The organism is Apilactobacillus pseudapinorum, assembly GCF_040369555.1.
Classification (GTDB): domain Bacteria; phylum Bacillota; class Bacilli; order Lactobacillales; family Lactobacillaceae; genus Apilactobacillus.
Genome location: NZ_BAABVU010000011.1, coordinates 37,956 through 56,800, shown reverse-complemented (window position 1 = coordinate 56,800; position 18,845 = coordinate 37,956). Strand labels below are relative to the sequence as shown.

At 34.9% G+C, this 18,845-nt stretch carries 21 protein-coding genes; 11 read left to right on the top strand and 10 right to left on the bottom strand.

The genetic code is table 11. From position 1 onward, the window contains the following. Positions 1-350 (top strand): zinc-binding dehydrogenase (locus tag ABWU86_RS01370; RefSeq protein WP_353317734.1); only part of this gene is annotated, 350 nt, incomplete at its 5' end. A gap of 21 nt (positions 351-371) precedes the next feature. After that, positions 372-764 (top strand): VOC family protein, encoded by a 393-nt coding sequence (locus tag ABWU86_RS01365; RefSeq protein ID WP_053950609.1) that lies wholly within the window; start codon positions 372-374, stop codon positions 762-764. A 47-nt stretch (positions 765-811) separates the two neighbouring features. Here the strand turns inward: ABWU86_RS01365 and lepA are convergent, their stop codons facing one another. The 6 genes from lepA to ABWU86_RS01335 form a co-directional block, all read right to left on the bottom strand. After that, on the bottom strand, positions 812-2,605 hold the full coding sequence (gene lepA / locus ABWU86_RS01360; protein WP_353321033.1) for a translation elongation factor 4: 1,794 nt from the start codon (positions 2,603-2,605) through the stop codon (positions 812-814). A gap of 1 nt (position 2,606) precedes the next feature. Beyond that, on the bottom strand, positions 2,607-3,263 hold the full coding sequence (locus tag ABWU86_RS01355) for a TetR/AcrR family transcriptional regulator (protein WP_293793470.1): 657 nt from the start codon (positions 3,261-3,263) through the stop codon (positions 2,607-2,609). Positions 3,264-3,364: 101 nt separating this feature from the next. Then, a complete protein-coding gene (locus ABWU86_RS01350; RefSeq protein WP_293793468.1) occupies positions 3,365-4,654 on the bottom strand; it encodes a GH25 family lysozyme in 1,290 nt (429 codons plus the stop codon). A gap of 72 nt (positions 4,655-4,726) precedes the next feature. Further along, positions 4,727-5,413: a hypothetical protein gene (locus ABWU86_RS01345; RefSeq protein WP_293793467.1), complete on the bottom strand. Its 687-nt coding sequence runs from the start codon at positions 5,411-5,413 to the stop codon at positions 4,727-4,729. A 79-nt stretch (positions 5,414-5,492) separates the two neighbouring features. Then, positions 5,493-6,287 (bottom strand): metal ABC transporter permease, encoded by a 795-nt coding sequence (locus tag ABWU86_RS01340; RefSeq protein WP_293793481.1) that lies wholly within the window; start codon positions 6,285-6,287, stop codon positions 5,493-5,495. A 12-nt stretch (positions 6,288-6,299) separates the two neighbouring features. Continuing rightward, positions 6,300-6,962, bottom strand: a complete 663-nt coding sequence (locus ABWU86_RS01335; RefSeq protein ID WP_293793466.1) for a metal ABC transporter ATP-binding protein — start codon at positions 6,960-6,962, stop codon at positions 6,300-6,302. Positions 6,963-7,097: 135 nt separating this feature from the next. On the opposite strand from ABWU86_RS01335, the gene ABWU86_RS01330 reads away from it, so the two are divergent. The 6 genes from ABWU86_RS01330 (at position 7,098) to ABWU86_RS01305 (ending at position 11,246) form a co-directional block, all read left to right on the top strand. Beyond that, positions 7,098-7,964: an N-acetylmuramoyl-L-alanine amidase gene (locus ABWU86_RS01330; RefSeq protein WP_353321029.1), complete on the top strand. Its 867-nt coding sequence runs from the start codon at positions 7,098-7,100 to the stop codon at positions 7,962-7,964. A 155-nt stretch (positions 7,965-8,119) separates the two neighbouring features. After that, complete coding sequence (locus ABWU86_RS01325; protein WP_293793464.1) at positions 8,120-8,422, top strand: hypothetical protein; 303 nt, start codon at positions 8,120-8,122, stop codon at positions 8,420-8,422. A 126-nt stretch (positions 8,423-8,548) separates the two neighbouring features. Further along, positions 8,549-9,073: a hypothetical protein gene (locus tag ABWU86_RS01320; RefSeq protein WP_293793462.1), complete on the top strand. Its 525-nt coding sequence runs from the start codon at positions 8,549-8,551 to the stop codon at positions 9,071-9,073. 136 nt (positions 9,074-9,209) lie between these two features. After that, positions 9,210-9,917: a metal ABC transporter ATP-binding protein gene (locus ABWU86_RS01315; protein WP_293793461.1), complete on the top strand. Its 708-nt coding sequence runs from the start codon at positions 9,210-9,212 to the stop codon at positions 9,915-9,917. After that, positions 9,907-10,707: an ABC transporter permease gene (locus ABWU86_RS01310; protein ID WP_293793459.1), complete on the top strand. Its 801-nt coding sequence runs from the start codon at positions 9,907-9,909 to the stop codon at positions 10,705-10,707. The genes ABWU86_RS01315 and ABWU86_RS01310 overlap by 11 nt, the downstream gene beginning before the upstream one ends. Positions 10,708-10,940: 233 nt before the next feature. Beyond that, the gene (locus ABWU86_RS01305) at positions 10,941-11,246 is read left to right on the top strand and encodes a hypothetical protein (protein ID WP_293793457.1); all 306 of its coding nucleotides are present in this window, start codon (positions 10,941-10,943) and stop codon (positions 11,244-11,246) included. A gap of 31 nt (positions 11,247-11,277) precedes the next feature. Here the strand turns inward: ABWU86_RS01305 and ABWU86_RS01300 are convergent, their stop codons facing one another. Beyond that, on the bottom strand, positions 11,278-12,195 hold the full coding sequence (locus tag ABWU86_RS01300) for a DMT family transporter (protein WP_293793454.1): 918 nt from the start codon (positions 12,193-12,195) through the stop codon (positions 11,278-11,280). 103 nt (positions 12,196-12,298) lie between these two features. Then, entirely contained in the window at positions 12,299-13,513 is a 1,215-nt protein-coding gene (locus tag ABWU86_RS01295) for an MFS transporter (protein WP_353321024.1), read from the bottom strand. A 272-nt stretch (positions 13,514-13,785) separates the two neighbouring features. On the opposite strand from ABWU86_RS01295, the gene pyrF reads away from it, so the two are divergent. Then, on the top strand, positions 13,786-14,505 hold the full coding sequence (pyrF, locus tag ABWU86_RS01290; RefSeq protein WP_353321022.1) for an orotidine-5'-phosphate decarboxylase: 720 nt from the start codon (positions 13,786-13,788) through the stop codon (positions 14,503-14,505). Further along, on the top strand, positions 14,505-15,134 hold the full coding sequence (pyrE, locus tag ABWU86_RS01285) for an orotate phosphoribosyltransferase (RefSeq protein ID WP_353321020.1): 630 nt from the start codon (positions 14,505-14,507) through the stop codon (positions 15,132-15,134). Before pyrF ends, pyrE begins: the two co-directional genes overlap by 1 nt. 24 nt (positions 15,135-15,158) lie before the next feature. On the opposite strand, the gene cls is transcribed toward pyrE, so the two are convergent. Next, on the bottom strand, positions 15,159-16,610 hold the full coding sequence (cls, locus tag ABWU86_RS01280) for a cardiolipin synthase (RefSeq protein ID WP_353321018.1): 1,452 nt from the start codon (positions 16,608-16,610) through the stop codon (positions 15,159-15,161). A gap of 105 nt (positions 16,611-16,715) precedes the next feature. On the opposite strand from cls, the gene ABWU86_RS01275 reads away from it, so the two are divergent. Further along, positions 16,716-17,678, top strand: coding sequence for a baeRF3 domain-containing protein (locus ABWU86_RS01275; RefSeq protein ID WP_293793447.1), 963 nt, complete (start codon positions 16,716-16,718; stop codon positions 17,676-17,678). 38 nt (positions 17,679-17,716) lie between these two features. Here ABWU86_RS01275 and ABWU86_RS01270 read toward each other — a convergent pair whose 3' ends face one another. Further along, positions 17,717-18,781 carry a M24 family metallopeptidase gene (locus ABWU86_RS01270; RefSeq protein WP_293793445.1) on the bottom strand — a complete coding sequence of 355 codons (1,065 nt, stop codon included), beginning with the start codon at positions 18,779-18,781 and terminating at the stop codon, positions 17,717-17,719. Between the last annotated feature and the right edge of the window lie 64 nt (positions 18,782-18,845).

Here is an 18,845-nt window from a genome sequence, read left to right as displayed (position 1 = left end):
AAGAAATTCCTGCTGAATACGACATCGTTATCGAAGCCGTAGGTCAACCAGCTACTCAAGAACAAGCTATCGAAGCAACTGTTAAAGGTGCTCAAGTATTAATGTTCGGTGTAGGTGCTCCTGATCAAAAATTCAGCATGAACACTTACGAAGTATTCAAGAAACAATTAACTATCCAAGGTGCCTTCATTAACCCTAACTCATTTGAAGACGCAATTGCTTTACTACAAAGTGGTAAGGTTAACGTTGAAAAGATCATCGACAACGTCATCTCACTAGAAGATGTTGAAAGTGTTCTAGACGGTACTTCAAACCTAACTGGTAAATGTGTGGTTAAGGTTTCTGACTAATCATTTTTTGGAGGCTTTATTATGGCTTTAAACGACTACTTCGATGGTTTACAACACGTTGGTATTCCATCAAAAGACTTAGACAAAACTATTGAATTCTACAAATCACTTGGCTTTGAACAAGCTGGTTTATTCCACAACGGTGATAACCGTTGTGCCTTCATGAGATACGGTAATTTAACTGTTGAAACATGGGAAGGCGATCCAGTTGCTATGGAAAATGGTTCAATCAACCACATTTCTATGAACTGTACTGATGTTGACAAGGCTTTCGAAGCTGCTAAAGAACAAGGCTTCGATGTCTTAGATGACGAAATCCAATCAATTCCATCATTCTGGGATAACGGTATTCGTTTCTTCAATATTCAAGGTCCTAATCACGAAAAGATCGAATTCTGCCAAATTATTAAATAATCTAACTTAATCGATCAAAAAGACCCAAGCATTCGCTTGGGTCTTTTTTATTCTATATTTAATATCGCATCAAAAACTGATTGTGGTAATTGGACTGCATCTGCAGCACTCTTTCGTTTATTCAAACTTTGGCGACGTAATAGTGCTTGCTTCTTAGAAACACTTTTCGCATCCCCACTAACCGCAGCATTCTTTCTCAACGGTGGAACATCGACTCTCGCAACAACTCTTCCTTCAATATATCCTTGCACAGGCATTGGATAAAGGCGACGCGGAATCACGTATTTTAGCTGATGCACGATTTCTTGTGCTAAATCAAATGCATTTTGACGATGAGCTAAGAACGTTAATTCCTCTACTGGAGCGTAATTGACATCAATCGTAATCTTAACAATATCAGATGGTTGATAGGAATCAAAGCTACTATCATAGGTCGCAAACCCATGTGAAATGGACTTTAATTGGTTAAAAAAGTTAAATGCGATTTCAGCCAATGGTACATGATAAGTTAATCTCACCATTTGATTATGATTATCCATATTTAATAAAACACCACGATGTTTGGTTACAAGTGCCATAATATCGTTTACGGAGTCACTAGGCGTTTCGATAATCATTTGGTTGATTGGTTCTTCAACCACCTTTAAATCAGAAAAATCCGGTAAATCACTAGGATTATTAATCGTCTTAAACTCCGCATCCTTAGTTGATGTATAGCGATAGTTAACGTTTGGTGCCGTCACGATTACTTCCATACCAAAATCATTAACTAATCTTTCACGGACGATTTGTAAATGAAACATCCCTAAAAAGCCACAACGATAGCCCATCCCTAATGATTCAGAAACGTGTTCGACCATTTCAATTGATGAATCATTTAGCTTTAGTTTAGCCATCGCACTGCTTAAGTCCTTAAAATCAGCATCCTTAGGATAAATTCCCGCAAAGACAACTGCGCTCGCTGGTTGATATCCTGCCACTGCAGAACTGGTTTTATTAGCAACCGTGGTGATAGTATCACCAACTCTCACTTCGCTTGGATCTTTAATTCCAGTAATAATATAACCAATATCTCCTGGATTTAACTGGTCTTGCGGTACTAATTGCGGGTTAAAAATCCCGATTTCATTACCTTCAAACTTAACGTTTTGATTCATAAATAAGAGCTTGTCATTGGTGTTAACCTGACCATCAATGATTCTAACGTATGCGACTACTCCTTGATATGCATCATAATGAGAATCAAATACCAACGCCTTTAGTGGTTGGTTCACATCCCCTATGGGACTCGGAATATCATTAACAATAGATTCTAAAACTTCATCGACATGATAGCCTGTCTTAGCTGAAATGTGAATGATGTTTTTTTCTAAAAACAATTCATCCAATTCATATAATTGTTGTTCACACATATCAACTTGGGCATTTTGATTATCGACTTTATTGATCACTGGAATAATCACTAAATTATTGTCTTTAGCAATCCGATAGTTAGCAACCGTTTGTGCTTGAACTCCCTTGGTTGCATCTACCAATAAAATAACACCATCGCTGGCTGATAAGCTTTTTTCGACTTCATAATGAAAATCGACATGTCCCGGGGTATCAATCAAATTTAATTCATATTGATTGCCATCTTTGGCATGATAAATATTTCGCACCGTTTTAGAACGGACGGTAACCCCATGGTCTTGTTCGACCTTCATGTCATCCAATACTTGTTCTTGATGATTTCGAAAATCATAAGTATCTGTCATTTTCATAATTTGATCTGCTAATGTTGATTTCCCATGATCGATATGGGCAACGATGGAAAAATTACGAATTAAATTTTGTTTCATTTTAAGACTCCTTTAGTTTTAAAAAGAGACCTGTCAAATAACAATCAAATGTCGTTAAAGCATCATCCTTAATACTGACAGTGAAATCAGATAAGTCATTATTAATTGGTTGTTGATTAAATGAATCTAATTCTGACAAATTAATCAGACCGCTAACGATGCTACTTTGGACTATAAAGATTTTATTTGCCATTGTGACACTGATTTCAGCAAATAAATCGTGAATATCAGTCGCTAATCTCTCGTGAATTTGGTATAAATCTTTGCGACCTTGAATGGTTTCTTCCATTGACGCCTTACCTTCTAGAATTGGACCACGTAATGCGTTTAACTTGATGAGTGTTAAATGATTATCGATCAAGTCTTCGGTGTTACGTAATAAGAAAGTCTTTAAACCATTCAAATCACTGATTTTATTTTCATTAAATTGGTTAATTGTTTTCGTGAAAAATTCTTGATATCCGACCAACAAAAGATGCATAAAAATATTTTCTTTGGTTTTAAAATAATTAAATACAGTTCCTTTTGCGACACCACTGCGGGTGGCAATTGAATTGATCGAGATATCATAAAAATTAGTTTCAGCAAACATTTTTAATGCTGTATTAGCAATTAATGCTTGTTTTCGTTGCTTTTGATCTGCGGTTTTAATGTTCATAGTAAACTCCTATTATTCTAAACTGACCATTGGTCATTATTGTATAAGATAAGTTCTAAAATTGCAATAAAAAAAGCCCAACCATCCAATGTGGTGAGCTTTTATTTGTTATTAACATTTGGCTTAACTTCTTTTGAGTGATGTTTAGTAGTGGTCTTTGAAACTTTCTTATAACCGTTCAACTTAGTTTTCTTGATTTTAGCTGTTGGTTTAACAGTATATGTCTTTTGTTTATGTTGAACTATCTTTTTACCGGTAACAACTGACTTAGCTTTAGTTACTTTTTTAGTCTTGGGCTTGGTAACTCGATTAAATTTCGTCGTGGTTCTTTGGACTGCGGTAGTGGTTTTAGCATGTTTAGCTACCTTAGCGTGTCTCGCCACTTTCGCATGCTTTGCAACATACTTAGTGGCGACGTGCTTAGCCGCTACCACTTTTTTCGCAGGCGCTTTCTTAGTAACCTTAAGCGCATTTTGACGAGTCTTGGCAACTTGCTTAGGCTTATAATTTAAATTACTGTAACTAACCTTTGGCTTATGTTTGACTGCGGTGGTCTTGGTAACTACTCGTTTGGTTGTCTTCTTAACTTGATAAGTAGCTGGTTTAGCACTAGTCGTTTTCTTCTTTAGAGTGTGTACCACAGCGGTATGCTTAACCGCTTTTTTTGCCGTCTTCTTTACACGACTAGTTGTCCCAGTCCAAAAAGTAATCTTTTTAGCACCAACTGGGATTGTGTCAGCATCCAGTTTTTTCCCTAATGCGTTACTTTGATACTTATCAGTATATTGCCATAGATCATAGTTGTAACTTGGGTTTGGCATATACTTATTGTAGCTAGCCAACCACACCGCACTATATGATTTCAAGGTATTCGCATTAAAACGATCTAACATTGATTGAGAACCATACAAAATAACAGGACGTTTAGTTAGTCCCTTCATTTGAACTGCCCAACTGACCGCTGACTGGTCAGACGCATTAGTGTATTTAGTTTCAAAATCATTAACATAAAATTTCGCTCTAGGTGCTAAACTATATAGTCTTTGTGCTTCTTGTTGCGCTTGTTGAACATTAGTATAACGACTAAAACTATAAACACCATATGGCAAGTTATACTTTTCCATCAATCGAATATTATTATCGACTTGTGGGTCGTGATATTGACCATCTTGAATTCGTAAAATCACAAATTTAACTTCACTTTTCAGATTAATCACTTGTTGATCAGTTAATCGACCTTGATACTCAGAAATATCATATGCGACCGGTGTATACGGTTTAAAAGTCTGGGTATCATCAGCATTGGCCTTCACTGCGTTAGCACTTAACGCAATTGTGGTTCCTAATGCCGCAGAAAATAAGATGTTTTTGATTTTATTTCCACTACTCATTACTCTATCTCTTTTCTAAACTCTCTCATTTATGTAAAACAAAACCAGGCTCTCATAACCTGGTTTTTCTCACTATTTAAGTGATGTTGCCATCTTCAATGCGATATCTACAGTATTTGCTTTTACTGAGTATACGTCATTACCGTTTTGCCAAGTAATCGTTGCAGTGTTATCAATGTTAACACTGATACTTCCGTACTTGTTAGGAATTGGAAGTTGGTAATTTTGAATAAATGCAACTACATCTTTTCCTTGCTTAGTTGCTAAACCTTCAGTCTTACCGAAGTTACTACCATGAGTTAATAATGACCAGTTACCGAAGTTAGCTTGGATATATTCTTGGCCAGCTCCTCTATCTGAGTAACCTGTAATATTGCTACCTAAATCAACCTTTGGTAAACCAGTTACATTATTTGATGATTCATAGCCAACTTGTTGCATTGCAGCACTATCTGAACCGTAAGTATGCTTAGTATATGTTGCATATGTCTTACCATTTGAAATGTAACTAATAGTGAAGTTATCTTTATCACCGTCTACTTTTGTGTCAACTGACTTATTTTCATCAATACCATTGTTTTGAGGTAATTTTTCATCGCCCAATTTATTTGAAATTTTATCTGAGCTTGATGAATTAACCTTACTACTTTGTTCACTGGATGAACTTGAGCTAGCTTGGTCACTATTTTTTTGTCCACATGCAGTTAGTACTAAACCTAATACTGCGATTGCTGGTAAAATTTTCTTCCATGCTTTCATAATTATCGGACATCTCCTTAAATAAAACTATTTGAGCTTAGTATAACAAAAATTAAACATTAAATTCATAAAGTTTTTGTTAAATTCTTGTTACTTTATCATAAACTACCGCAACAATATAAATTATCGTTTCGATTGTTGCAATAAAGAAACTGACGGGTAGATTTGTTTGATAACTTAAGTATAAACCAAACCAAGTTCCAATTAAAGAAAAGACAAACGTTAAAATCGTCATTGATTTAATACTATGCGTAAAGTAGCGTGCTGATGAGGCTGGAATTGTTAATAACGCAAATATCAAAAGTGACCCCACTATCTGTGCTGTCACACTAACGGTACATGCTAATAAGATCAAAAAGATAACTGAGACGAACGTATTGGAACGTGAGTTAAACGAAGCCCCAACGTTATCAAATGAATTATATTTTAATTTTCGGTAAATTAAAGTCGTGATAATAATAATTGAAACACTTAATCCTACAAGGGTTTGAACGTTGCCTAAACTAATTCCAACAATGCTACCAAATAAAATATTGGTAGCATAACTGGATTGTGTATTCGCTAAAGATAGGAATAAAATTCCCAATCCAATAAAGAAAACCGAGAACACACTAATTGATGATTCACGGCGACTAACTCTAGAACCCACCGTTCCAATCATTAAAGAACTTAAAATCGTGAATAATAACATTCCGATTATCGGATTAGTGCCTAAGAAGACCCCAAAAGACGCCCCAGAAAAACTAATTTCAGATAGGGTGTGGGTGAAAAAGGCGGTCTTTCTGGCGACAACGAAGACACCCATTAATCCACATAAGATTGAGATGAAAAAACTAGCGATAAATGCATATTGCATGAATGGATAACTAAACATTTCTAACATTCTCTAGACCTCCTTCACGCGATTAATATGACCAGTTTGATTAGCGATATTTAAATCGTAATCACCATATTCTTTTACTAAAACTGGATCGTGAGTAATAAAAATCGCAGCTGCATCAGTTTGTTTGATGACATTTTTAACAGCATCTAGTAGAACAAACTTTGCTTCCTTATCCAAACTAGCGGTACTTTCGTCTAGGATAAATAACTTGGGTTGTGATACCAGTGCTTGTGCTAAGTAGACACGTTGTTGTTCACCACCAGAGCAACTGCCTAATGGCGTATTGGCTAAATCACTTAAATTAGTCATTTCGATGACGCGTTGCACTTGTTGTTTTTCTCTTTTAGTTAACCATGGTAGCCATGATTTTTGTAGTCCCAAACCGATAAAATCAAAGACAGTCAATGGATAATCATCATCAATTTGTCTTAATTGTGGAATATATTGCATTTCACTTCGCTTAATTTGTGCTTTTACGTGTTCATTTTTATTAAATTGTTTTAAAATAGTCTTTATCAAAGTCGTCTTACCAACACCATTTTCACCTGTGATACATGTCAGTGTGGATGGTAAAATATCGAATGATAAATCATGAATTAATGAACGATCTTTCAAGTTAACGTCTAGGTGGCTAATTGAAAGTAGTGCATTGGATTCGTTATTCATAATTAATCCTCGCAATCTTTAGGTTATTTATCTATACATTGTAGTCTCATTAATGAAACAATCAAACATCAGATATATATTAAAATTTGTTATATAATTGATTTTAACATACATTACATAATCGAGGTGGAAAATTTGATCAATAATATTATAGAAAGATTGAAAAAGACACCTAGAAAAAAATTAATTTATCGAATCATTGTGGTGTTTATCTTAATCTTAATGCTAACAATTGAATTTACGCGCTTTCTTGCGTGGCCCAAAGTAGAAGCCAAAAACTTATTTATGAGAAATAACCCCAATGATGAATCACATATTATAACCGCAATCCCCCATGGAAAGAGAGTAAAAGTGATTAAACAAAATCACAACTGGTGGTACATAAAATATAATAATGAACATGGTTGGATTCCTGGATGGTTAGTATCAGTTAATGGTTATAATTCCAAAGGAGCAAATCAATTGGCGCAAAAGACAATCGTCATTGATCCTGGTCATGGTGGCGGCGACTCTGGTACTTTATCCATGGATCAAAAGGATATGGAAAAAACATATACTTTATTAACCGCTAAAAAGGTGGCTGCACAATTAAAACAAAAACACGTGAACGTCATCATAACTAGAACCTCTGACCACTATGTTACGCTTAAAAAACGAACGCAAATTGCGCAATCTGCACATGCTGACCTCTTTATTAGTTTTCATTTCAATTCAGATAACGGTATGGGACAGGCCAGCGGATACGGGGTATATAAGTATTACTCAGACGCTGACAAGGTCGCCGATACAATTAACGATGGCTTAAATAACCTCCCCGTTAGCAGTCGTGGCGTTTCCATCGGTAATTATTATGTTCTTCGTGACAATAACCGCCCGGCCATTTTATGCGAAATGGGATTTATGGACAGTAGTCATGATTTGAAATATATTAAATCCAGTTCATACCAACAATCAGTTGCTAAAGATATTGCAAAATCTTTAGCTAAATATTTCAACAACTAAAAATACGATTAATTATAGTCGTATTTTTTATTGTCTTGTTAAGAAAATCTTAATCTTTTTTTAGTAAAATGCTAATGTATTATTATAATTTTTCAATTATAATTAAATACAATTTATTCGTTACAAATTAGTTAAAATGTAAGGAGGCGCAAAAAATGAAGCATCCCAACATAATCCGTTCAGTGATTCTCACAATTATTGGAATTTCTATCGGTTTTATTGCTGAGTTGGTGTTAACTTTTTTATTTTCATTGGCAAACAAAAGTTTAATAGGTCCTAAAGTTTATTTTATTGCGTCAATCTTATCATTATCAATTGTTAGTGTTATATTGCTATATCTTTACTTAAAAGTAGTTAGGAAATATCCTTATAAGTATAATTATCGGTATTTAACCAGTTTTTTGCTATTCGATGTTTCAATTGTTCTAGGTGGATTCATAGGAAAAGGTATTTTATAAAGGCTGAAAATATTTCAGTCTTTTTTATTGCTGTTTTTTAAGAATTTATTAAATCCGCGGAATTAAACTGAATTATAAAGTCATTTTCTTTATAATTGAAATATTGAATTTTCAGGAGGATTAGGTATGTATAAGTTTTACAAATCCATCATTATTATTATTTTTCTAACAATGAGCGTCGTTTTAAGTGTAGTCACGGTTCAAGCCAATAATATCAAGCCTAAATACAATCGTAGTTGGACAAACCATCTCGCCAGTGCCGGATACGCTTATAAAATTCCTGGAAAGAAAGATACATACCGTGTAATTGAAGTAAAAAGTATAAGAAACGGCGCCACTGCTTTAATTCAAAGTAAGCAAACTAGGAGGAAAAGATGGGTTAATCCAATCACAACTTTTTACAACATTAACGTTAATAAAAAAGCACTCAAAAATTTAATCAATGCTGAATTAAAGGTTATCAATGAACCCGATTCTAAACGTGCAAATCAAAAATTAGAGCAAGTCCAAAAAATTGCTAAAAAGCTAAAAGGCAATAATAAGGAAATTGCCAATCAATCCATTAAACAACTTAAAAATAGAATCAAGAATCCAGTTTACGCTAATATTCCAGCACTATTAGTTGGAACATACCCTGGAAAAATTAGATAAAAGTCCGAAACCGGGCTTTTTTTGTTTGCTTTTATCGCATCTATAACAGCAAATTTAAAAAGCATTAACATATTTCTAATCTAATTTTAATAATTATGGTATAATCTAATCATTCCATAAGTTTAGGAGGTGGAATATGCCACTTAAAGTAACTAATGCCAATATTGGCTATGATCATCAAGTAGTGGTTAAAGACTTGAATTTTTCGATTCAAAAGGGTGACTTTATTGCATTAATCGGACCGAATGGTGCCGGTAAATCAACACTATTGAAATCATTAATTGGGGTTTTACCAATAATTGATGGCGAAATTAATTGGGCGGACTTTAATGCTGATAATCCATTTAGGATTACCGGATTCAGTCCACAGACACAGATTATCGATTGGTTTACAACAGCATTCGATAATATTTTACAAGGGCCGCTATTAGCTGGATTTAGTTTTCACGAATCTAAAGAATTCGCCAAACAAGCCGCTAATTTGTTAGACATTGACAACTTATTAGACAAACCCGTCGATCATTTATCTGGTGGTCAACAACAACGAATTCAAATTGCCCGTGAAATTGCTCGTCAACCACATATTTACATCTTAGATGAACCGACTACTGGTTTGGATGTTGAGTCATCAGAAAAACTATTCCAATATCTAAAAGAACGTTCAGATAATGGTAATTTAGTGATTGCCTCTTCACATGACTTAACACTATTAGATGAATATGTAGATAAAGTCTTATTTATTGATCACAATCAACAAATATTCTTTGGTTCATTAAAAGAATTCACTGCTAACGCGAGTCTAAGAGAAACTTACTTAAAGGAGCGTGATAAGCATGAATCCTAGTACATTTAGACATCATTCATTAGGGTTAAAATCAATTCTAATCGTTGCTAACAACGAATGGCGCGCATTTACAACAAATAAGGGAGTCTTAGTTTCAATGTTAATGCAACCAGTAATGATGTATGGACTGTTAGTTTTAGCATTGAGCACTAATATTTCTTCAGTTAAATACGCAGGACACGTGATTCCATATAATCAATACGCATTGATCGGAATTTTGGCTTTCTTTATGACTACGCAAATGTCACAAGCCATGTATCGTGCCACAGTCGATAAGCAATATGGCTTATTAGCCATTAAGTTCTTAAACGGGGTGCAACCTTGGCAATACCTATGCGGTATGAGCCTTTTCCCATCACTTGGATTTATTTTCCAATCAATTATTCTATTTATATTAGGAATTCTTTCTAGTGGGATTTATAACGTTGTTTATTACTTTATCGCATTAGTTTTTGCTTTAATCATTTTAGAGTTTTGGTCATCACTGGGAATTTTAATAAGTACTAAAATTTCTTCATACCAAAAAAGAGACTTGATTATTACTCTCGTTTTCATCCCCGTCTCATATGCGGCACCAACGCTATACGTATTACCACATCATGCACCACTATTATTAAAGATGCTTACTAGTATCAATCCACTTACATATCAATTAAACGCTATAAGAAGTATTGCATATGGTAATTTCAATATTACCAGCATCGGGATTGGCGTTTTGATCACCATCGTAATGATTGTTGCTACACAGATCATTTTAAACCGAATGCAATTAACTTTATCTGAAAGATAATCTAAAAAAACCTGATTTTAATCAGGTTTTTTTATTATTCATAATTATGTCTATTAATTTTAAATAGTAATAATTTAAAATTATATAGACAAATTAACAAAAATTATTGGGAAAATGTGCTTACTTTCATAAATTATTCTTAAGAAAATTAAACAATTATTAAATAATCTGATAAGTTACTAAATTTGGACTATAATCAAAATTGATATCATCTCATTAGGGGGAAATATATCGTGGAACACAAAAATTCAAAAAGAATCAAGAACATGATTATTTTAGGACTATCAACTGGAATAATTTTTGAACTGATTGATATTTTTATTAAGGCTTTTTTTATTTCAAAAGATGTTTTAGATATCTATCAAACCATCTTTTTCGCTTCAGCAATTATTCTCGCCTTATTTATCTTTTATGAATCTTGTAAAAAGTTTTATCCACTCACAGACAAGCAATATCAAATTAGTCTAATAGTATTTGAATCTGGACTATTCCTGGGTTATTTAATTGATAGATTAATTTCCGCGATATTTAATCTGTAAATAAAAAAGAGACCTATCAAGGTCTCTTTTTTTAGTATAGTTTAATAATTGATACAGCGATTAACATTACAATCAATCCAATGTATTTCATTGCGCCAACTGGTTTTTTAGGTGAATTCAACAATCCGTACTTATCGACTAAAATACTACCAAACAAGTTACCTAATAGAACCAATACTACGGTAGTACCAGCACCAATTTGTGGACTTAAGAAGGCATTTGTTAACACAAAAATCGCTCCTAACACTCCACCTAACCAAATCCACCATGGATTCCCACTACCGATTGCATCAAATGTCTTTTTATAACTGTGGTCAACGCATCCTGTGATGATAAATAAAATAATCGTTCCCACTAAAAACGAGATAAAGGCTGCATGAATTGGAGAATTTAATACTACCCCTAAATGACCATTAACTGGAGCTTGAGAAGCCTGAAACATACCCGCAACAATTCCTAAAATTTGCCATGGTAGTTGTTTAGCCTTATCACTTTGATCACCATTTTTTCGATCCATTACTACCATCAAAATTCCCACAATCAGTAAAATAACCCCTAACAATCTTAAAAGGGTAAATCCATGGTATTCGGCATCAAACAAGCCAAAGTTATCAATAATCATCCCCATAATAATTTGGCCCGCAATTGGCATAATCACTGTTTGTACCGCTCCTAAATATGGAAAAATTAACACGTTGGTGGTTAATCCAATGACCCCAAAAACTCCACCTAACCAAATCCACATTGGTTGATGGGTAAATAAACTAGTGCTAAACAATAATGATTGCCCACTAATAACGGTAGCTAATAGTAATGCGACGGTTCCAATCGTAAAAGATAGCATTGATGCTAAAAATGGCGATCCACCGACTCTATTTTTCAAATTAGTATTCACTGAAGTTTGAATTGGCAATACCAATCCAGCTAATATCCCTAACCCAAATAACATTTTCGCGCCTCCTAAATATGTAAAAGAAAACCTCCCCAAAAGGGAGGCTTTTTATTTATATCCATTATACATGAATCGTTTATTTTCTTTTAAATTATGCTTATTACTTAGATAATTCCTTGAATGCTGGAATTGTCATCATAGTAATAAAACTGATTAGATATAGCACTGATAACATTGCCATAATTACTAACAATGAGTGGCTTTCCATCAACAAACCGATGATGGCTGGTGAGAATCCACCAATCGCACGTCCGAATCCCATGATGAAGTTGTTAGCTGTAGATCTAACTTCTGTTGGGTATAGACGGCTAATTACGGCACCATATCCACCATACATCCCGTTAGAGAAGAATCCTAACACTGTTGATGCAAATAATAGTGTAAAACCATTGAAAGCAAATGTAATCCCATAAACTGCCACTGAGGCAACTAATAGGAATAATCCAAACGCTTTTCTTGGGCCAATTTTATCTAAAATTGCACCGAATGTTAACATTCCAAAACTCATTCCAACAATCGTAACGATTGTCCATAGTGATGAACCAGAAACACTTAATCCAAGTTTCTTTTGCATAATTGATGGTAACCAATTAATTAACCCATAGTATCCAGCAATTTGCACAATTACCATGATGATTAAAGCAACAGTTTGATATGCTAACTTAGGAGTAGCAAATAACTTCTTTACAGATACCTTAGGACGTTTGCCAGTTTCCATTGTATCGACGAAATCTTGGCTTTCTGTAAGGTTCTTTCTAATCACGAAGGCAAAGAAGATAGGAATAATACCAATTAAGAATAGTGATCTCCAACCAAATGTTGGAATCATGATGGCTGCTAAAATAGCGGCTAGCATTGAACCAACTTGACCACCAATTGTGGTTAATGACACTGATTTTCCTAATTGTTTTTTCTTAAATGATTCGGCTACCATTGCAACACCTGAACCATATTCACCCCCGGCACCTAAGCCGACACAAAAACGTAAAATAGCAAAAGTAATGAAATTTTGGGCAAACATAATCCCTGCAGTTGAAATGGCGAAAATGAAAATGGTGTAAGTTAAAATTCTTACACGACCGAAACGATCAGCCAAAAGGCCAAATAAAATACCACCTATCAACGAACCAAAAGTAGTCACCGTAGAAAGCATTCCTGCGGCTGCCGTACTAATGTGTAAACCGATAATAATTGAAGACATTGCGAATGAAATGAATGAAATATCCATACTTTCTAGCATTTGTCCAATTGATGTCGATGCCAAAACCCATTTTTGGGTCTTATTCGTTGTAGCGTGGTCTTGCGTGTTTTCCATATTCAATTCCTCCAAAAAGAACGCTCGCTGACGTTCCTTATTTTTTTGACATATCTTTTAATAAGATATTTTATAAAATGATACGCTTAATATTTTTTTAATGCAACCTCATTTTTTTTGGGTTGCTTTATTTAAAAAAAAGCGTATATTGAAATCAACATATGATTTTAAATTAGTCCAGAGAGGCTAGTAAATCGACGAACGGAATAAGTGAACCCTAATTTGTCGTATAGTCCTCTTGGCTATACGATTTTTTTGTTGGAGGAAAACTTATGAAACCAGTATTCATTGCACTAGATTTCAAAAATAAGCAAACTGCAATCTCTTTTTTAGAACCTTTTGCAAACGTTGACCATCTTGCTGTCAAAGTTGGCATGGAATTGTTTTATAAAGAAGGCCCTAGCATTATTTACGAATTGAGAGACCTTGGCATTGAAGTCTTTTTAGACTTAAAGCTACACGATATTCCGCATACAGTACAACAGGCTGCCAAACAAATTAGCCAATTAGATGTTCAATACACCACGATTCATGCCTTGGGCGGCAGTAAAATGATTCAAGCAGCCAGAACCGGTCTAGACGACGGTGCTAAAACTAGCGGTCATATTGCTCCCAAATTATTGGCAGTCACTCAATTAACCTCCACTTCAAAAGAACAATTAAATCAAGAAGAACAAATTGAAGGTAAAATTACAGATTCCGTTGCCCACTTAGCGAATTTAGCTCATAACAACGGTGCGGATGGCGTGATTTGTTCAGCATTAGAAGATGAATTCATTCACCAACAAATAAATGCCGATTTTATCTGTATCAATCCCGGCATTCGTTTATTTAATAACAATCACGACGATCAACAAAGAGTGGTCACCCCAGAAAAAGCACGCCAATTAGGCACTTATGGGATTGTCGTCGGCCGTACCATCACCCAATCAGATGACCCAGTCAAAACATATCAAGACATTTACAACACGATTAACGGAGGGAATAACTAATGAATAATCAAAATCAAATCGCTTCAGACTTACTAAAAATTAACGCGGTAACCTTAGCACCTAACGACCCATTCACCTGGGCTTCTGGAATGAAAGCTCCCATTTATACCGATAATCGCATTACAATTAGTTTTACTGATGTGCGTAATCATATCGAAGCTGGTTTAGCCGAATTAATTCAAAATAAATTCCCAGAAGTAGACGTCATTGGTGGTGTCGCCACTGCCGGAATTCCACATGCTGCCATCGTCGCAGACAAGATGGACTTACCAATGATTTATGTCCGTTCCAAGCCAAAGGATCACGGTCGTGGAAAACAAATGGAAGGTAGTATTGACAAGCGTCAATCAATTGTTTTAATTGATGATTTATTATCAACTGGAAAGAGTGTTCTAAACGCTGCCAAAGCTTTAACTGACGATGGATACAACATCATTGGAGTGGTTGCAATCTTCTCATACGAATTACCTGACTGTCGTAAAAACTTTGCCGAAGCTGGCATTGATTTTGCAACCCTAACTAACTATTCAACCATTATTGAACAAGCGCAAAGTGAAGGTAGTATCTCTGAATCAGATTTAGCTACTCTTCGCCAATGGCGTGATGACCCTTGGAATTGGGGTAAATAAAAAAGGCCGCGGAAACGGTCTTTTTTATAGAATTGGTGAAAATAGTCGACTGAAAACTTGTTTGAATTTTAACCAATGTGATTGTTTATCAAAGTCTTGATATGTCATTAAGGTACTGCTGCGCATATCATTCACATAGATTGAATGTAGTTGTTCAGCAATCCCTTCATCGTACATAAAGGCGTTGATTTCAAAGTTTAACTTAAAGCTTCTAAAGTCCATATTAGCTGAACCGACAGATGCGATTTTACCATCAACTAAAACCGTCTTAGCATGAATAAATCCATCATCATAGAAGTAGATTTTTACGCCGTACTTAGATAGTTGCTTAGCATAATATTGAGTAGCACGGTAAACAAACGGATGATCAGGCATACATGGAATCATAATGCGGATATCAACACCAGACATAGCAGCTGTTCTAATGGCATCCAGCGCGCTATCATCTGGAATCAAATATGGTGATTGAATCCAGCAATAATTTTTAGCATTTTGAATCATCTTGATGTAACCTAATTTGATTTGTTGTAAGTCACTATTAGGTCCACTCGATACGATTTGAATATTGGTTGAACCTTGCTGACAAACCCGTGGGAAATAAAAGCCCTTGGTTTCATCAACATCAATCTTATGTTCCATATCAGTTACGTTCCAATCCAAAATAAATTGGGCTTGTAAATGATGAACAGCGGAACCAGAAATGCGTAGATGAGTGTCACGCCAGTGGCCGAATTTCTTCTTGCGTCCTAAATATTGATCGCCAATGTTAAAACCACCAATGTAACCATATTTACCATCAATCACGATGATTTTTCTATGATCTCTAAAGTTCAAACGGAAATCCATGATTGCTGAATGGGTATGTAGGAATGGTTCAGCAAAGCCACCCACTTCTTTTAATGGGTCAAAGAATTTGTGCTTATTCCCCATTGACCCCCAACTATCATAAATGACATGAACCTTGACGCCTTCTTTGGCTTTTTTGATTAGTTCTTCTAAAACGCGGTGACCGATTTGATCATCATAAAAAGTATAAAATTCGATGTTAATTGAACTTGTTGCCTTTTTAATGTCATCAATAATTCGATCGAATAAGTGATTTCCTTCAGTAAAAATCTTAACGTGATTTCGACGGGATAAGTCGGTAACATCAGAAGTCTTGAATAACTTAACTAGTGTTCGATAAGCATATGAAACTTCATCAGCGTTAATTTTTTCAGGGTTGTTATGTAATTTGGCTTGTTTTCTTAAAAGATGAAACATTCGTTTATTGTCTTTATATTGGAAACGGAATAAACGTTTTTTAGGCAGTTTTCGACCCACAAACGCATAGATCAAAAAACCAAAAACGGGAAGGAACGATAAAACTAACAGCCATGCCCAAGTTGCAGAAATATCACGTTCTTCTCTAAAAACGGTGATTAAAGCAAAAATTTCGTTAATTAAAACAATAATATCCAAAATTGTTATTAGCATTTTATCCCTCCTTTTTATGTTTATAGCGATAATTATAGCACAATATATTTCGCTTTTAGCTCATCATGATATACTATGGTTATATAAAAACTAGGAGGTTAGACCATGACGTCCACTATCGAGCTTAGAAACACTCTTACTTTAGATTACGAAGTAGGACCTTTCATCTCATTATTTGTTTCATTTAATGAAATTAGTAACAAAAACGAATACTTAAATTTAATCGACAAAATCAAAGATGCATTCACTACAAAACACGACGAAATTGTCTGGCCTAGATACGAAAGAAAACTAAGAAGATTCAATTTTGATCGTGCAAAACACATTGGTAACGGTACTGGTGTAGCGATCTACGTTAGTTTTAAAGCCATTCACTCATTTGATTTAGCACAACCTGTGAAAACACAAATTTCCATCGAAGATACCATGAATATTTCACAACTAGTGAAGGAAATTCAAAGCCAATTACATTACCACGTATTGGCGTTATTCGATGACGAATTCAAGGTTTTCCGTGTTGATAATGGTAATTTCAGTGTTGTTAATACCGCTAACAAGCCACTATCAGTACTAGTCGATAACGACAAAGAAAAATACTACAAATTAGTTGATGAATACGTCAAAGAATTATTTGGCGACGACAACTACTTGCCAACTGTGATTGTGGCTAATGATGAAAATCGTCAATTATTCACTCAACTTACTACGCTTAAGAACTTATCTAAAGACATCAGCTATGACTTTAACGATAAGAACATTGATGCTGAAAAATTAAATGACATCATTGAACATTTCAATCAATCATTCTTAAACAAGTTAGCGGAGGATAACAACATTAAGTATGAATCCGCAAGCAGCAACCACCAAGTTGCAACCGATTTAAGAGACATCATTTCCAATGCAATTTCAGGTAAAATTGATACTCTATACATCAGTGACGAAGACTATGATAAGACCTTAAATGATCTCGCAATTACTACAATTGGTTTTGCGGGAGAAGTAATTATCTTACCTAAAAAACAAATGCCAATGCACTTAGATGTTGCCGCAATTACTTTAAAATTCTAAAAGAAAACACCCTTGATTAATTCAAGGGTGTTTTTTATTTATAAAATAATTAATTCTTTGGGTGCACTCGTTAACACTTTTGGACCTTCTGGAGTTATTAAGACGTCATCTTCAATTCGAATGCCGCCTTTATTGGCTATGTATACTCCCGGTTCTGCTGTCATGATGAAACCGTTATATAACTTATCTTTACAGCTACGGTTAGTAATTGGATTTTCGTGAATATCCAATCCGATGCTATGACCACTACCATGATTAAATTCTTTGCCATAACCACGTTCAACAATGTAGTTTCTAGCGGCAGCATCGACATCTTTTCCATCAACGCCATCCACCATTGAAGCAATCATTGCTTTTTGGGCGCCATAAACAATTTCATAAGCGTGTTTTAATTCTTCGCCAGGATCACCAATCGCAAACGTTCTAGTCATATCTGATGTATATCCTTGGTAGTAAAAACCAAAATCAATGGTCACCAATTCATTGGGGGCGAGCTTTTTATCCGTTGCATCCCCGTGTGGTAACGCACTACGGTATCCAGATGCAACAATCGTATCAAAACTAGGCTTTTGCGCACCATGATTAACCAACCATTCATGTAGGAAGAAACTGACTTGTTTTTCGGTCATCCCAACTTGAACGTATTTTAATAATTCTTCATACGCTTGGCTGACTAAATCACACGCCTTTTGAATTTTAGCAATTTCAGTTTCATCTTTAACTACTCTGATTTTTTCAATTAAATCATGTTGTGAAACCAGTGGTAAATCAACTAGTTGATTAATTTTGTCATAGATTGCAAATGGCATGCGATCTTCAAAACCAATATTGTGACTGCCACTCCTAATATGTTTAACGGCTTCACCGTAATAATTAGCATTAATTACGACTTGAACGTCATCTAATTGTTTTTCGCCCATTTCGATTTCATATCTAGCATCTGTAATTAAGACTGCTTCATCAGCATTAATCACCAAACATCCGTCACCTGCTAATCCACCAAAATCAGCTAAATACTGCAAGTTGAAGGGGTCGACGATAATCAAATTATCGATGCCGTTTTCCTTCATTTTTGCACGTGTCTTTTCAACTCTTGTTGCCATTTGCCATCACCAATCCTTATATTGTATTGTGGTAGCTATCCCATTGTTTTATCTATAAAATCAC

What these genes read in the sequence shown, in the direction of transcription:
- ABWU86_RS01365 (WP_053950609.1), top strand. Translation starts at nt 372, where the DNA reads ATGGCTTTAAACGACTACTTCGATGGTTTACAACACGTTGGTATTCCA.
- lepA (WP_353321033.1), bottom strand. Translation starts at nt 2,605, where the DNA reads ATGAAACAAAATTTAATTCGTAATTTTTCCATCGTTGCCCATATCGAT.
- ABWU86_RS01355 (WP_293793470.1), bottom strand. Translation starts at nt 3,263, where the DNA reads ATGAACATTAAAACCGCAGATCAAAAGCAACGAAAACAAGCATTAATT.
- ABWU86_RS01350 (WP_293793468.1), bottom strand. Translation starts at nt 4,654, where the DNA reads ATGAGTAGTGGAAATAAAATCAAAAACATCTTATTTTCTGCGGCATTA.
- ABWU86_RS01345 (WP_293793467.1), bottom strand. Translation starts at nt 5,413, where the DNA reads ATGAAAGCATGGAAGAAAATTTTACCAGCAATCGCAGTATTAGGTTTA.
- ABWU86_RS01340 (WP_293793481.1), bottom strand. Translation starts at nt 6,287, where the DNA reads ATGTTTAGTTATCCATTCATGCAATATGCATTTATCGCTAGTTTTTTC.
- ABWU86_RS01335 (WP_293793466.1), bottom strand. Translation starts at nt 6,962, where the DNA reads ATGAATAACGAATCCAATGCACTACTTTCAATTAGCCACCTAGACGTT.
- ABWU86_RS01325 (WP_293793464.1), top strand. Translation starts at nt 8,120, where the DNA reads ATGAAGCATCCCAACATAATCCGTTCAGTGATTCTCACAATTATTGGA.
- ABWU86_RS01320 (WP_293793462.1), top strand. Translation starts at nt 8,549, where the DNA reads ATGTATAAGTTTTACAAATCCATCATTATTATTATTTTTCTAACAATG.
- ABWU86_RS01315 (WP_293793461.1), top strand. Translation starts at nt 9,210, where the DNA reads ATGCCACTTAAAGTAACTAATGCCAATATTGGCTATGATCATCAAGTA.
- ABWU86_RS01310 (WP_293793459.1), top strand. Translation starts at nt 9,907, where the DNA reads ATGAATCCTAGTACATTTAGACATCATTCATTAGGGTTAAAATCAATT.
- ABWU86_RS01300 (WP_293793454.1), bottom strand. Translation starts at nt 12,195, where the DNA reads ATGTTATTTGGGTTAGGGATATTAGCTGGATTGGTATTGCCAATTCAA.
- ABWU86_RS01295 (WP_353321024.1), bottom strand. Translation starts at nt 13,513, where the DNA reads ATGGAAAACACGCAAGACCACGCTACAACGAATAAGACCCAAAAATGG.
- pyrF (WP_353321022.1), top strand. Translation starts at nt 13,786, where the DNA reads ATGAAACCAGTATTCATTGCACTAGATTTCAAAAATAAGCAAACTGCA.
- pyrE (WP_353321020.1), top strand. Translation starts at nt 14,505, where the DNA reads ATGAATAATCAAAATCAAATCGCTTCAGACTTACTAAAAATTAACGCG.
- cls (WP_353321018.1), bottom strand. Translation starts at nt 16,610, where the DNA reads ATGCTAATAACAATTTTGGATATTATTGTTTTAATTAACGAAATTTTT.
- ABWU86_RS01275 (WP_293793447.1), top strand. Translation starts at nt 16,716, where the DNA reads ATGACGTCCACTATCGAGCTTAGAAACACTCTTACTTTAGATTACGAA.
- ABWU86_RS01270 (WP_293793445.1), bottom strand. Translation starts at nt 18,781, where the DNA reads ATGGCAACAAGAGTTGAAAAGACACGTGCAAAAATGAAGGAAAACGGC.